Raw genomic sequence first — 14108 nt, 5'->3', positions numbered from 1 at the left:
AGTGTGAGGATCGGAACCTTTTTCGGAGCCGCGGTGTGAGGGCTCCCGGTAAAGGCAAGGAAAAGGGGCAGCGGAGCCGCCGGTCACACCGCGGGCAGGGGCGAATACGCCCGGTCGCCCGGTACCGGAGCGTTCGGACGGCACCGCCGCGCCCGGCCCTTCCGGGCGCGCAGCGCGAGGGAAAGGAAGAAATGGAAGACCGGGGTCCGCAACCGAGCGTTATCGAAATCGAAGACCTGACCCTGCGGAACGATCATTTCCGCACCGCCCTGTGGACGGGCGGAAACCTCCAGGTCACCGTCATGTCCATCGAGCCCGGGGGCGACGTGGGGCTGGAGGTCCACGGGGACCGCGACCAGTTCCTGCGCGTCGAGGCCGGACAGGCCCGGGTGGAGATGGGTCCGACCCGCGACGACCTCGACTTCGTGCACAAGGCGGGTGACGGCTCGGCCGTCCTGGTGCCCGCCGGGACCTGGCACAACATCGTCAACGTGGGTGAGGTCCCGCTGAAGCTGTACTCGGTGTACGCCCCCGCCGAACACCCGCACGGCACCGTGCACCGCACCCCGCGGGACGACCCCGAGCGCGGGGAGTAGGCCGGGGCGGGGCCGGGCCGCGCACCGGCCCCCGTCCGGGACGGCACCCGCGCGCCCCCGCCGCGGGGCGGCACGGTGTCCGCGCGCGCCGAATTTCAGATGGGACTATCATCTGGATGTCGATATCATCTGAATTTCTGCGAGGTGCGGACATGGCGTCCCCCGAACCGACCGCCGCGGTGCTGTCCGCGCTGCGGTACACCGGCTCCGCCTCGGCGCGGACCGTCGCCGCCGTCACCGGCCTGGACCCGGGCGAGGCCGAGTCCGCCCTCATCGACCTGGCCGTCGACGGACTGGTGCTGCGCGACCCCGGGCCCTTCGGCGGCTGGGCGCAGACCCCGGCCGGGCGCGGGGCCGACGACCGCGCGCGGTCCGCGGAACTGGACGCCGCCGGGGCCCGCCCCGCCGTCACCGCCGCCTACGGGCGGTTCCTGGACCTCAACCCCGAACTCCTCGACCTGTGCTCGGCCTGGCAGCTGAGCCGCCCCGGCGACCCGGCCGCCGACGCCCGGGTCCTGGACCTGTTCGCCGGCTTCGACCGGCGGGCTGCCCCCGTCTGCGACGCGCTCGCCGCCGCGCTGCCCCGGTTCGGCCGCTACCGGCCCGGGCTGGCCCGTGCGCTGGAGCTGGCCCGCGCGGGCCGCACGGAGTACGTCGCCGACGACCCCGCCTCGTACCACACGTACTGGTTCCAGCTCCACGAGGACCTGCTCGCGACCCTGGGGATCCCCCGGTGGTGAGCCTGGTGCGACCCCTGGGCCCGGACCTGGCGGAGGGGCCCGCGACGATCGGCGGCAAGGCCCACGGGCTGGTCCTGCTGCACCGCCTGGGACTGGCGGTCCCGCCGGGGTTCGTCATCACCACCGCGGCCTGCCGGGCGTATCGCCGGGACGGGCGGCCGCCCGAGGAGCTGGAGGCCGAGGTCGACACGGCCCTGGCCGCCCTCGAACGGCGGACCGGGCGCACGCTGGGCGGCGACCCGGCGCTCACCGTGTCCGTGCGCTCGGGCGCCGCGGTGTCCATGCCCGGCATGATGACCACCGTCCTGGGACTGGGGGCGCCACCCGGGGACGGCCCCGCGGCCGGGAGGGCCGCCGCCCGGGAGCGGCTCACCGAGGCCGTCACGGCGGTGCTCGCCTCCTGGGACGCGCCCCGGGCGCGCACCTACCGGGCGCTGCACGGCCTGGACGACGGGGCGGGCACGGCGGTGGTGGTCCAGGCCATGGTGGACGGGGACCGCGACGACCGCAGCGCCTCGGGGGTGGCGTTCGACCGCGACCCGGTGGACGGCTCGCCCGGCCCCGGCGGCGACGTCCTCTTCCGCAGCCGCGGCGACGCCGTGGTGTCGGGGCGGGCGCTGCCGCTGCCGCTCTCCGCGCTGGCCGACCGCGAACCCGGGGCGTGGGCCGACCTGGAGCGGGCCCTGGGCCGGGTGCGGGACCACTACCGGGACGCCTGCTACCTGGAGTTCACGGTGGAGTCGGGCCGGCTCTGGCTGCTCCAGGTGCGCCGGGCGGGGTTCACCGGGACGGCGGCCGTGCGCACCGCCGTCGACCTGGCTCGGGCCGGGGTCCTGGAGCGCGCCGAGGCCCTGGCCCGGGTGACCCCGGACGACCTGGAGCGCGCCCGGCGCCCGGTCATGGCCGCCACCGCCGCCCTGTGGACCCGCGGCACCGGCGCGGGACCGGGGGTGGCCGCGGGGCGGATCGCCACCGACAGCGCGGCGGCGGTGCGCCTGTCCGCGTCCGGGCCGGTGGTGCTGGTGCGCCCGGAGACCTCCCCGGCGGACATGGCGGGGATCGCCGCGGCGGCGGGGGTGCTCACCGCCCGGGGCGGGGCCTCCTCGCACGCCGCCGTGGTGGCGCGCTCCCTGGGGCGGCCCGCGGTGGTGGGCGCCGCGGACCTGCACGTCGAACCCGGAAGGGTGCGCGCGGGGGAGCGCTGGGCGGCCGAGGGGGACCTGCTCACCCTCGACGGGACCACCGGCCGCGTCGCGCTGGGCGTGCACCCCGCCGTGGCACCGCCCGCCGACGCCGCGGTCCGGACCCTGCTGTCCTGGGCCGACGCCGTCACCGGCGGGGCCGGTGACGGCGTCGGGGACGCCGAGCGCCTGGCCGCCGCCCGCCGCCTCCTCGGGGCGTGAGCGGACGGGCGTTCCGTCCCCGGGGCCGCCGGGGTCGCGGGGACGCGCTCCGGGTGAAGCGGGTGGTCGGGGACGGCCGGGCCGTCGCGCCCCGGACGTCGGGCGCACGCCGGTCGCCGGGGTCGCGGGGTGTGCTCCGGGGCGGGTACTCGTGTGGGTGGGGTGCGAGGGCGCGGGCTCGTAGCGTGGGTCATGCTCCGGGACGTGGGGGGAGCGGTCCGGGGCCCGGGTGGGGTGGGACGGGGCGCGGGGTGGTGTCGTGGGGCGCGGGGCGTGCTCGGGGCGGGGAGGGCGGGTGTTCGCACGGGGGCTTCGGGATACCCGGGCGGGGTCGTGCGTCCGGGATTCCATGGGGGACGCGGGGGAGCGGGCCCGGCGGGCGGGTCCGCCGCGGCTCTGCGACCCGGGCGGCGGCCCACCGAGCGGTGCGGCCCGCGCGCCCCCCGCCTCGCGCAGGCGCGCCGTCGGTGCACCGGGGGCGGCGCTCCGGGGGCGGGCGCCCGGCGCACCGGGGGCGGAGGCGGCGCGGGGCGCCGACGTTGGGCAGAATGCTCCCATGGGTGGAACCGACGCGACCACGTCCCTGCTCTGGTCCGCGCTGGGCGGGCCGCCCGGCCTGGAGGAGGGCGTCTCCTACCGAGGCTCCGGGGCCGTGCTCCCCGCCCGGCTGCCGGTGCGGCAACTGGCCCGCGCCGCGGTGGGGGTGTGCTCGCTGGCCGCCGCCGAACTGCTCGCCGCGCGCTGCGGCGGCGCCGTGCGGCCGGTGGAGGTGGACGAGGGCGCCGTGGCCACCGCGTTCGTCAGCGAGCGCCACCTGCGGGTGGACGGGCGGCCGATGGTGCCCTTCGCACCGCTATCCGGGTTCTGGCGCACCGCCGACGGCTGGGTGCGCACCCACGCCAACTACCCCCACCACCGGCGGCGGCTGCTGGCCGCCCTGGACCTGGCGCGGGACGCCGGCGCCGAGGACCTGGGGCGCGCGCTCGCCGCCCTGCCCGCGCGGCGGGTGCAGGAGTCCGTCTACGCCGCCGGGGGACTGGCGGTCGCCGTGGCCGACCGCCCCGACCCCGCCCGGCCCCCGGTGGTGGAGAGGCGCCCCGCGCCGGGCACCGCCGACCGGGTCCCGGGCCCGGCGGACCTGCCCGCCGCCGGGGTGCGGGTGCTGGACCTGACCCGGGTGATCGCCGGGCCCGTCGCCACGCGCACGCTCGCCCTGCTCGGCGCCGACGTCCTGAGGGTGGACCCGCCGGGCCTGCCCGAGGACCGCGACACCCACGTCGACACCGCGCCCGGCAAGCGCTCCGCCCTCCTGGACCTGGGCGCCCCCGGCGACCGGGCGGTGTTCGAGGACCTGCTGGCCGCGGCGGACGTGGTGGTCACCGGCTACCGCCCCGGGGCCCTGGACCGGTACGGGCTGTCCCCGCGGGACCTGGCCGAGCGCCGCCCCGGGCTGGTGACCGCGTCCCTGTGCGCCTGGGACCGGTCCGGCGCCTTCTCCGGGCGGCGCGGGTTCGACAGCCTGGTCCAGGCCGGGACCGGCATCGCCGCCGCCGAGGCGGGGGAGGACGGCGCCCCCGGCGCGCTGCCCGCCCAGGCCCTGGACCACGGGACCGGCTACCTGCTGGCCGCCGCCGTGCTGCGCGCCCTCACCGACCGGGCGGCGGACGGACGCGGACGCGACCTGCGCCTGTCGCTGGCCGGGACCGCCGGGCTGCTGTTGCACGGCATCGCGCCCGCCCCCGCGCCCGGGGGCGTCCACGACCCCGAGCGGTGGCTCACCGCCGCGGACTCCCCCTACGGAGGGCTGCGGTACGCCCGCCCGCCGATCGGCTACGCCGGGGCGCCCCGCGACTGGGCGTCGTCGCCCACCCGCCAGGGCTCGGACGCGCCCGCCTGGCGCTGACCCGCCCCGCCCCGCTCCCGCCCCGCCCTGCTCAGGTCCCGCCCCGCCGCCCCGGGCCGCCGCGTTCGGGCCCGGGGCGGCGGGGCGGTCAGTACCGGTGCTCCAGCAGGGCCGAGCCGATGGCGACCTGCACGGGGTCCAGCACCTCGTCGCCGTCCTCCACCTGCCACAGGGCGTTCTGGAGCACCCGCCCCAGCGTCCACCCCGCGGCGCGGGACCGGTCCAGCCCCAGTCGCTCGGTGAGCAGGTCGAACCGGCGCAACACCGCCCGCGCCACGTCGCCGGAGGCCTCGACCTCCTCCCACCGGTTGTCCAGCGCCGGGAGCAGGTCGAACCCGGGGTCCCCGGCCAGCGGCTCGGGGTCGATGGCCAGCCACGGCTCCCGGTCGGCGGCCAGCACGTTGTCGTAGTGCAGGTCCCAGTGCAGCAGCCGGTCCCCGGGGGACTCCAGCAGGTCGGCGACGGCCCCGGCGCAGGCGCGCACGAGCGCGCGGTCGCCCTCGCGCCCCAGCAGCGGGACCGCCGCGGGGGCGTCGGCCGTCATCGCCGCGGCGACGCCGGCCAGGGTGCGCATCCCGGCGGGCGCGGGCACGGCCGTGAGCCGGGCCAGCAGGTCGGCCAGGACCTCCAGGGCCTCGGTGCCGTCGGGCACCGAGGACAGCGGACGGGCGGCGTCCAGCCGCTCCAGCAGCAGGCCGCCGGTGGCGGGGTCGTGCTCCAGCAGCCGGACGGAGCCGGCGCCGTTCCAGGCGCGCAGCCCCGGGGCGGTATCCGCGCTCTCCGGGGTGAGCGGCTGGGCCTTGAGCACGGCCGGGGCGCCGCCGGCGCGCACGACCGGCAGGACCAGGCCCGCCATGCCGTTGCGGAACGGGCCGTCGGGGCGCAGCGACCACAGCTCCAGCAGTCCGCCCACGAGCGCGGGCAGCCCGGCGAGCCAGGCGCGGCCCCCGGGGGTGGAGCCGTGCGAGGCGGTGAGCGCCTCGGGGACGTCGAAGTGCAGGGGTTCGGGCACGGGTGGTCTCTCCTTCGCGATGGGCGGTCGTCGGGGTCGCGAAGGAGCGGGCGGGGCCCGGGCACGGCCGGGCCGGGGTCAACGCACGGCTTCACCTCGGGCGGCGCTGGGATGTCGTGGGCGGCCGATAGCCTACAGCCGGAGAAACCGAGGAGTCGCCTTGCCCCCGTTGCACCCCGAGCTGCGCCGTGTCCGCTTCCTGCCCTCCCCGCCGGTCCGCAGGGGGACCGCGGGGGTGCTGCGCTGGCTCACGTCCAAGATGCGCCCCGGTCCGGTGCCCGCGGGCATCTCCGTGGAGCGCCGCACCGTGCCCGGGCCGCCGGGCGCGCCGCCGGTCGAGGTGTGGGTCTACCGGCCCGAGGGGGTCGTGGGGGCCACGCCCGCGCTGCTGTGGATCCACGGCGGCGGGCACGTCATGGGCCACCCCGTGCAGGACGAGAAGGGCAGTATCGCCTTCGCCCGCGACCTGGGCATCACCGTCGTCGCCGTCCGGTACCGGCTGGCCCCGGCGCACCCCGCCCCGGCCGGGCTGGAGGACGCCCGCGCCGCGCTGTCCTGGATGGCGGAGCAGGCCGGCGCCCTGGGCGTGGACCCCGGCCGCATCGCGGTCGGCGGGGCCAGCGCCGGGGGCGGCATGGCCGCGGCCCTGGCGCAGATGTGCCGGGACCGGGGCGGCCCGGCGCTGGTGTTCCAGCTGCTGGTGTACCCGATGCTCGACGACCGCACGGCGCTGCGCACCGACCTCGACACCGCGAACATGTACCTGTGGTCGCCCGCCGCCAACCGGTACGCCTGGAGTGCCCTGCTGGGCCGCGAGCCGGGCTCGGAGGAGGTGCCGCCCTACGCCGCGCCCGCCCGCCGGGAGGACCTGTCCGGGCTGCCCCCGGCGTGGATCGGGGTGGGCACCAACGACCTCTTCCACGACGAGGACGTCGCCTACGCCCGCCGCCTGGAGGCGGCCGGGGTGCCGTGCGCGCTGTCCCTGGTGCCCGGCGCCTTCCACGGGTTCGAGATCCCCTTCGCCGACACCGGGGTGGTCCGGGGCTTTCGCGCCGAGCAGACCGAGGCGCTGCGCGCCGCGCTCCTGCCCGCGCCCTGACCCGCCGGCGGCGCTCAGCCGCCGGTGACGACCCCGATGGCGGTGGCCAGCACCACGGCGTTGTAGAAGAACGCGAGGATCCCGTGGAGCATCACGTGCCAGCGCATCCGGGTGGTCACCACCGCCACGTCCGAGACCGCGAAGGTCGATCCCATCACGAAGGAGAAGTACAGGTAGTCGGGCATGGTCGGGTGCCCGGTCCCCGGGAACTCCAGCCCGCGCTCGTCCTCGTCCCGGGCCCGGTAGGAGCGCGCGTAGCCCGAGTGCAGCAGGACCCACCCCAGCACCATGGTGAGCGCGCCGAACCCGGCGATCGCCGAGCCGACCGCCGCGTCGTCGCGAAAGTCCAGGACCAGCAGGGCGGCGCTGAGCCCGGTGAACCCCGCCAGCACCGGGAAGACCAGGATGAACCTCCTGGGCCGCAGCACGTGCTCCCACCGGCGGCGCGGCCGGGGGACCCCCTCCCCCGGGCCCGGCCCCCGCAGCGCGCGGCGGCGCACCGCCCGGATCCCGGCGGCGAGGTAGGCCAGCACGGCCGCGTCCCACAGCAGCAGGAGCCCGAGGTCCTCCTCGGGGTCGCCGCCGAAGATCAGGAACAGCCCGAGCAGCAGGATGAGGAGTTCGACCAGCCGGGTCAGGGCCAGCGCGGCGAACCCGGTCCGGGTGGCGGTGGTGGTCATGTCCGCCACCCTCGCGACCGCCCGCCCCGAACGGGAGCGGACACGCCGGGCTCTCCCGAACCGGGCGGGCGGGGCCGGGTCAGCCGGTGAGGGTCATCTCGAAGGAGTAGCGCGAGGCGCGGTACAGGTGGGAGCCGTGCTCGACCACCCGGCCCACGTCGTCGTAGACGGTGCGGTCCATGGTGAGCAGCGGCGCCCCGCGACGCTCGTCCAGGGCGCGGGCCTCGGCCGCGGTGGCGCCGCGGGCGCCGATGCTCTGCGACGCGACCTTGAGCCGCACCCCCGCCGCGCGCAGCAGCCGGTACAGGCCCTGGCCGGCCAGGGCCTCGGCGTCCAGGCGGAGCAGGTCCGCGGGCACGTGGTTGCGCATCAGCGCGAGCGGCTCGCCGCCGGCGCCGCGCAGCCGCTCGATGGCGTACACCCGTGTCCCCGCGGGCAGCTCCAGGGCGGCGGCCACCGCCGGGGGCGGCTCCTCCAGGGCCAGCCGCAGCACCTCGGTCCGGGGCTCCTGCCCGGACCGGGCGAGGTCGTCGTAGAGGCTGGACAGCTCCACCGGGCGGCGCACGCGGGGGCGCACCACCTGTGTGCCCACGCCGCGCCTGCGCACCAGCAGGCCCCGGTCGACCAGGTACTCGATGGCGCGGCGCAGGGTGGGCCGGGACAGGCCGAGCCGGTCGGCCAGCACCAGCTCGTTCTCCAGGCGGGTGCCCGCGGCCAGCTCGCCCTCCAGGATGCGGCGCTCGATCTCCCGGGCCACCTGGAAGTAGAGGGGGATCGGGCTGGAGCGGTCCAACGGGATCGACAGGGGCGTCTGGGTCACGGTGCCAGTGTACAGATTGACCGGAGATCATGATGTCCATATGTCTAGACAAAGTCTTGACAGAGAACGGGGGCGGAGTGACGATGGGTGCGCTGGTGTGACCTGACGCACACCCCTCGTTCCTGAAAGGGCGCTCCATGCGCATTGGCCTCATCGGAACCGGACGCATCGGACTCTCCCACGCCGCCGCCCTGGCGGCCCGACCCGAGGTCGACGACCTGGTCGTCGCCGACCTCGACCCCGCCAGCGCCGGCGCGGCGGCGGAGCGCACCGGCGCCCGCGCCGCCGACCGGGTCGGGGACCTGCTCGCCCCCGGCGCCGTCGACGCCCTGGTGGTCACCGCCGCCACCGGCGCCCACCCCGGGCTCATCCTCGCCGGGGCCGCCGCCGGGATCCCCGTCTTCTGCGAGAAGCCCGTCGCCCCCACCGTCGCCGAGACCGCCCGGGTGCTGGAGGAGGTCGAGCGCTCCCGGGCCCGGGTCCACATCGGCTTCATGCGCCGCTTCGACGCCGGGTACCGGCGCGCCCACCGCGCCGTGCGCGCGGGCGAGCTGGGCGACCTGCACCGGGTCCACGCCACCACCTGCGACATGGCCCCGCCGCCCGCCGCCTACATCGCCGGGTCCGGCGGCCTGTTCCGCGACTGCCACGTCCACGACTTCGACATCCTGCGCTGGGTCACCGGCCTGGAGGTGGAGGAGGTCTTCGCCTACGGCGCCAACCGGGGCGCCGCCTACTTCGCCGAGCACGGCGACGTCGACACCTCCGCCGCCGTCCTGCGCCTGTCCGACGGCACCCTGGCCACCCTCCAGGGGTCCCGGTACAACGGCGCCGGGTACGACGTGCGCATGGAACTCGCCGGGACCCGCGCCACCCTCGCCGTCGGACTGGACGGGCGCGCGCCGCTGCGCTCGGCCGAGCCCGGCGCGGACTTCCCCGCGGACGACCCCTGGGAGGAGTTCTGGTCCCGGTTCACACCCGCCTACGAGGCCGAGATCGCCGCGTTCATCGCCATGGTCCGCGACGGCACGCCCAGCCCGTGCACGGTCGCGGACGCGCTGGAGGCGGTGCTGGTCGCCGACGCCGCCGACCTGTCCCGGCGCGAGCACCGGCCGGTGCGGGTGGACGAGGTGCGCCCGCGGGCCCGCGCCGCGCACGGGGCGGCGAGGGGGACCGCGTGAGCGCCGCACCCGCCGGCGGGGACCCCGCGCCCCCGCCCGCCGAGGTCCTCACCATGGGCCGCGTCGGCGTGGACATCTACCCCGACCAGGTCGGGGCCGGCCTGGAGGAGGTAACCTCCTTCGGCAAGTACCTGGGCGGCAGCCCCACCAACGTCGCCGTGGCCGCGGCCCGCCACGGCCGCTCCGCCGCGGTCCTCACCCGCGTCGGCGCCGACCCGCTGGGCCGGTTCGTGCGCCGCGCCCTGACCGGGTTCGGGGTGGACGACCGGCACGTGCGCGCCGTCCCGGGGACCGCCACCCCCGTCACCCTCTGCGAGATCTTCCCGCCCGACGACTTCCCGCTGTACTTCTACGGCCGCGACCCCGCCCCCGACCTGCTCATCGACCCCGCCGAGCTGGACGCGGACGCCATCGCCGGGGCCGGCCTGTTCTGGGTCACCGGCACCGGGCTGTGCCGGGAGCCCTCCCGCGCCGCCACGCTGGAGGCGCTGCGCATCCGGGGCCGCCGCCGGCACACCGTCCTGGACCTGGACCACCGGCCGGTGTTCTGGGACTCGCGCGAGGAGGCCCGGGACCAGGTGGCCCGGGCGCTGCCCCTGGCCACCGTCGCCTGCGGCAACCTCGACGAGTGGGAGGTCGCGGTGGGCACCCGCGACCCCGCCGAGGCCGTCCGGCGCGGACTGGACGTGGGACTGGAGACGGTGGTGGTCAAACAGGGCCCCGACGGGGTCCTGGCCGCCACCGCCGGTACCGTCCACCGCGAGCCCCCCGTCCCGGTGGAGGTCGTCAACGGCCTGGGCGCCGGGGACGCCTTCGGCGGCGCCCTGTGCCACGGGCTCCTGGCCGGGTGGGACACCGCCGCCACCGTCCGGTTCGCCAACGCCGCCGGCGCCCTGGTCGCCTCCCGCCTGTCCTGCGCCGACGCCATGCCCACCACCGCCGAGGTCCGCCGCCTGCTGGGGGACCCCGGGCCCGCCGCCGGACCGGGCGGCCCGCCGGCGGGGGAGGGCCCGTGATCGCCGACCGCTACCGCGAGCTCGTCGCCACCCGCGTGCACCGCCCCGACGCCATCGCCGAGGCGGCCGCACGCCGGATCCCGCCCGCCGCACCGGTCGGCCCCGCCGGACGGGTCCTCATCGTCGCCGCCGACCACCCGGCCCGCGGCGCCCTGGCCACCGGCGGGCGCCCCCTGGCCATGGCCGACCGCGTCGACCTGCTCGACCGGCTGTGCACGGCCCTGGCCCGGCCGGGGGTGACCGGGGTGCTGGCCGGCGCCGACGTCGTGGAGGACCTGCTCCTGCTCGGCGCCCTGGACGGCAAGTCCGTGTTCGGCTCCATGAACCGGGGCGGCCTGGCCGGGGCCGACTGGGAGATCGACGACCGCTTCACCGGCTACACGCCCGACGGCCTGGTCCGCTCCGGGCTCCAGGGCGGCAAGATGCTGCTGCGCCTGGACTACGCGGACGGGCGCACCGCCCCCGTCCTGGAGCGGTGCGGGCGGGCGGTCAGCCTGCTCAACGCCTCCCGCCTGGTGGCCATGGTCGAGCCCTTCGTCTCCCGCCGCACCGGCGGCGTGCTGGGCAACGACCTGTCCACCGAGGCGGTCGCCCGCTCCGCCGCGATCGCCTCCGGCCTGGGCGACACCTCCGCCCGCACCTGGCTCAAACTCCCGGTGGTGGACGACATGGAACGCGTCGCCGCCGCCAGCACCCTGCCCGTCGTCCTGCTCGGCGGCGAGGCCGCCGCCGACCCCGGGGCCGCCTACGCGCGCTGGGCGCGGGCCCTGGCCCTGCCCACCGTCATCGGGCTGACGGCGGGCCGTTCACTCCTGTACCCGGCCGACGACGATGTCGAGGCCGCCGTCGACACCGCAGTGGGGCTCCTGTGACATCCACCGACCACCGCCACCACCTCCCGGCGCTCAGCACCGCGGCGCCGCCCTTTCGCACCGTCGTCACCCCCGCCGCCGCCGGGTGGACCCACTCCGGGCTGCGGGTCCTGGAGTTGGCCCCGGGCACGGAGGCGCGGATCGCCACCGGCGACGCCGAGACCCTGGTCCTGCCCCTGGACGGGGGCTGCACCGTCACCACGGAGGAGGGCGAGGTGTTCGAGCTGACCGGGCGCCGCGACGTGTTCTCCCGGGTCAGCGACTTCGCCTACCTGCCGCGCGACGCCGCCGCGACGGTCGCCTCCGCCGGGGGCGGCCGGTTCGCCCTGCCCTCGGCCCGCTGCGAGCGCCGCCTGCCCGCCCGCTACGGGCCCGCCGAGGCCGTCCCCGTGGAACTGCGCGGCGCCGGCCAGGCCTCACGGCAGGTCAACAACCTGTGCACCCCTGAGAGCTTCGAGGCCGACCGGCTCATCTGCTGCGAGGTCCTCACCCCCGGCGCCAACTGGTCCTCCTACCCGCCGCACAAACACGACGAGGCCACCGCCACCGAGTGCGCACTGGAGGAGATCTACTACTTCGAGGTCGCCCCCGGACCGGCCGGTCCGGGCGTGGGCTACCAGCGCGTGTACGGCACCGCGGACCGGCCCGCCGACCTGCTCGCCGAGGTGCGCTCGGAGGACGTCGTGCTCATCCCGCACGGCTGGCACGGCCCCTCCATGGCCGCGCCCGGTTACGACCTGTACTACCTCAACGTCATGGCCGGTCCGGGCCCCGAACGCGCCTGGCACATCACCGACGACCCCGCCCACGGCTGGGTCCGCGGCACCTGGGCCGGCCGGGACACCGACCCGCGCCTGCCGCTGTGCACCGCCCGGGGCGCCGGGGAGGCCCGATGAGCGGGGACACCGTCCGCCTCACCACCGCCCAGGCCCTGGTGCGGTTCCTCGCCGCGCAGTACACCGAGCGCGACGGGGAGCGCCGCCGGCTCATCGCCGGGGTGTGGGGCGTCTTCGGCCACGGCAACGTCGCCGGCCTGGGCCAGGCCCTGCTCCAGGCCGCCCACGGCCGGGAGGCCGACCTGCCCTACCACCCGGCCCGCAACGAGCAGGCCATGGTGCACGCCGCCACCGCCTACGCCAAGGCGAGCGACCGGCTGTCCGCCTTCGCCTGCACCGCCTCCACCGGCCCCGGGTCCACCAACATGGTCACCGGCGCCGCCCTGGCCACCACCAACCGGCTCCCGGTCCTGCTGCTGCCCTCCGACATGTTCGCCTCCCGCGCGGTCGACCCGGCGCTCCAGCAGCTGGAGGACACCCGGGCCGGGGACGTCACCGTCAACGACGCCCTGCGCCCCGTCTCCAAGTACTGGGACCGCCTCACCCGCCCCGAGCAGCTCGTCCCGGCCGCCCTGGCCGCGATGCGGGTGCTCACCGACCCCGCCGAGACCGGCGCCGTCACCCTGTGCCTGCCCCAGGACGTGCAGGCCCAGGCGCACGACTGGCCCGTGGCGTTCCTCCACGAGCGGGTGTGGCACGTGGACCGGCCCCGCCCCGACACCGCCGCCCTGGAACGGGCCGCCGCGGCGGTCCGCGCCGCGCGGCGCCCGCTGCTGGTCGCCGGGGGAGGGGTGGTGTACTCCGGAGCGGCGGCCGAGCTGCGGGAGCTGGCCGAGGCCACCGGCATCCCCGTCGCCGACACCCACGCGGGCAAGGGCGCCCTGCCCTGGGACCACCCGTGCGCGGTCGGCGGGCTGGGCGCCACCGGGACCCCCGCGGCCAACGGGCTGGCCGCCGCGGCCGACGTCGTCATCGGCGTGGGCACCCGCTACAGCGACTTCACCACCGCCAGCCGCAGCGTCTTCCGCGACCCGGACGTGCGCCTGGTCAACGTCAACGTCGCCCGCATGGACGCCGCCAAGCTCGGCGCCCTACAGGTGGTCGCCGACGCCCGCGAGGCCCTGGCCGCCCTGCGCACGGCCCTGGACGGATACCGGGTCCCCGCCGAGCACGGGCAGCGCGCCGCGGACCTGGCCCGGGAGTGGGCCGCCGAGGTGGACCGGCTGCACCGCGCGCCCGGCGCCGACGGCCTGCTCGCCCAGACCGCCGTCCTGGGCGCGCTCAACGACGCCCTCGACGACCGCGCCGTGGTGGTCAACGCCGCCGGGAGCATGCCCGGCGACCTCCAGGCGCTCTGGCGCGCCCGCGACCCCAAGGCCTACCACGTCGAGTACGCCTACTCCTGCATGGGCTACGAGATCGCCGCCGGGCTGGGGGTGCGCCTGGCCGCCCCCGACCGCGAGGTCGTCGTCCTGGTCGGCGACGGCTCCTACCTGATGATGGCCCAGGAGATCGCCACCATGGTCGCCGAGCGCCTCAAGGTCACCGTCGTCCTGGTCGACAACCGCGGCTTCGCGTCCATCGGCGGGCTGTCGGAGTCGGTGGGCTCCCAGCGCCTGGGCACCGCCCACCGCCACCGCGACCCCGCCACCGGCCGCGACGACGGGCCGCCGCTGCCCCTGGACCTGGCCGCCAACGCCGCCTCCCTGGGCGCCCGCGCGGTGCGCGCCCGCACCCTGGACGACCTGCGCGCCGCCCTGGCCCGGGCCCGCGACCACGACGGGGTCACCGTCATCGAGGTGCGCACCGACCCCCGCGCCCCCGGGCCCGACTCCGGCGCCTGGTGGGACGTGCCCGTCGCCGAGACCTCCGCGCTCGACACCACCCGCCGGGCCCGCCTGGCCTACGAGCGCGACCGCACCGCCCGCCGCCACCACCTGTAGACGGAAA

Annotated in this window: 13 protein-coding genes; 10 read left to right on the top strand and 3 right to left on the bottom strand. The window is 77.6% G+C overall.

Annotated features, from left to right (window positions below; all coding sequences use genetic code 11):
* Positions 1-302: 302 nt before the first annotated feature.
* The 4 genes from BUE45_RS13210 to BUE45_RS13195 all read left to right on the top strand — a co-directional run bounded on the left by BUE45_RS13210 (position 303) and on the right by BUE45_RS13195 (position 4642).
* Positions 303-596, top strand: a complete 294-nt coding sequence (locus BUE45_RS13210) for a cupin domain-containing protein (protein WP_245833110.1) — start codon at positions 303-305, stop codon at positions 594-596.
* Positions 597-748: 152 nt separating this feature from the next.
* Positions 749-1336, top strand: coding sequence for a hypothetical protein (locus BUE45_RS13205; protein WP_073379480.1), 588 nt, complete (start codon positions 749-751; stop codon positions 1334-1336).
* The gene (locus tag BUE45_RS33820) at positions 1333-2739 is read left to right on the top strand and encodes a PEP/pyruvate-binding domain-containing protein (RefSeq protein WP_178378522.1); all 1407 of its coding nucleotides are present in this window, start codon (positions 1333-1335) and stop codon (positions 2737-2739) included. The genes BUE45_RS13205 and BUE45_RS33820 overlap by 4 nt, the downstream gene beginning before the upstream one ends.
* A 556-nt stretch (positions 2740-3295) precedes the next feature.
* Positions 3296-4642: a CoA transferase gene (locus tag BUE45_RS13195; RefSeq protein WP_073379478.1), complete on the top strand. Its 1347-nt coding sequence runs from the start codon at positions 3296-3298 to the stop codon at positions 4640-4642.
* Positions 4643-4730: 88 nt separating this feature from the next.
* On the opposite strand, the gene BUE45_RS13190 is transcribed toward BUE45_RS13195, so the two are convergent.
* Positions 4731-5654 (bottom strand): aminoglycoside phosphotransferase family protein, encoded by a 924-nt coding sequence (locus BUE45_RS13190; protein WP_073379476.1) that lies wholly within the window; start codon positions 5652-5654, stop codon positions 4731-4733.
* Positions 5655-5814: 160 nt separating this feature from the next.
* Here BUE45_RS13190 and BUE45_RS13185 point away from each other — a divergent pair, with 160 nt between their 5' ends.
* Positions 5815-6753 (top strand): alpha/beta hydrolase, encoded by a 939-nt coding sequence (locus BUE45_RS13185; RefSeq protein WP_073379475.1) that lies wholly within the window; start codon positions 5815-5817, stop codon positions 6751-6753.
* A 14-nt stretch (positions 6754-6767) separates the two neighbouring features.
* On the opposite strand, the gene BUE45_RS13180 is transcribed toward BUE45_RS13185, so the two are convergent.
* The gene (locus BUE45_RS13180) at positions 6768-7433 is read right to left on the bottom strand and encodes a DUF1345 domain-containing protein (RefSeq protein ID WP_073379474.1); all 666 of its coding nucleotides are present in this window, start codon (positions 7431-7433) and stop codon (positions 6768-6770) included.
* A gap of 79 nt (positions 7434-7512) precedes the next feature.
* Positions 7513-8253: a GntR family transcriptional regulator gene (locus tag BUE45_RS13175; protein ID WP_073379473.1), complete on the bottom strand. Its 741-nt coding sequence runs from the start codon at positions 8251-8253 to the stop codon at positions 7513-7515.
* Between the two features lie 137 nt (positions 8254-8390).
* Here BUE45_RS13175 and BUE45_RS13170 point away from each other — a divergent pair, with 137 nt between their 5' ends.
* Genes BUE45_RS13170 through iolD form a run of 5 tightly spaced genes read left to right on the top strand, consistent with a single transcriptional unit; the run spans position 8391 to position 14101 of the window.
* Positions 8391-9434 (top strand): Gfo/Idh/MocA family protein, encoded by a 1044-nt coding sequence (locus BUE45_RS13170; protein WP_073379472.1) that lies wholly within the window; start codon positions 8391-8393, stop codon positions 9432-9434.
* A complete protein-coding gene (gene iolC, locus BUE45_RS13165) occupies positions 9431-10450 on the top strand; it encodes a 5-dehydro-2-deoxygluconokinase (RefSeq protein WP_281256342.1) in 1020 nt (339 codons plus the stop codon). Before BUE45_RS13170 ends, iolC begins: the two co-directional genes overlap by 4 nt.
* Positions 10447-11322, top strand: coding sequence for a Cgl0159 family (beta/alpha)8-fold protein (locus BUE45_RS13160; RefSeq protein WP_073379471.1), 876 nt, complete (start codon positions 10447-10449; stop codon positions 11320-11322). The genes iolC and BUE45_RS13160 overlap by 4 nt, the downstream gene beginning before the upstream one ends.
* On the top strand, positions 11319-12218 hold the full coding sequence (gene iolB / locus BUE45_RS13155) for a 5-deoxy-glucuronate isomerase (protein WP_073379470.1): 900 nt from the start codon (positions 11319-11321) through the stop codon (positions 12216-12218). Before BUE45_RS13160 ends, iolB begins: the two co-directional genes overlap by 4 nt.
* Entirely contained in the window at positions 12215-14101 is a 1887-nt protein-coding gene (gene iolD / locus BUE45_RS13150) for a 3D-(3,5/4)-trihydroxycyclohexane-1,2-dione acylhydrolase (decyclizing) (RefSeq protein WP_073379468.1), read from the top strand. The genes iolB and iolD overlap by 4 nt, the downstream gene beginning before the upstream one ends.
* Positions 14102-14108: the final 7 nt, after the last annotated feature.

It is taken from the genome of Nocardiopsis flavescens (assembly GCF_900141985.1).
In the GTDB taxonomy this organism is placed as follows: Bacteria; Actinomycetota; Actinomycetes; order Streptosporangiales; family Streptosporangiaceae; genus Nocardiopsis; species Nocardiopsis flavescens.
Note: the sequence above shows the minus strand (reverse complement) of the source record. Positions and strands in the feature narration are given on the sequence as shown.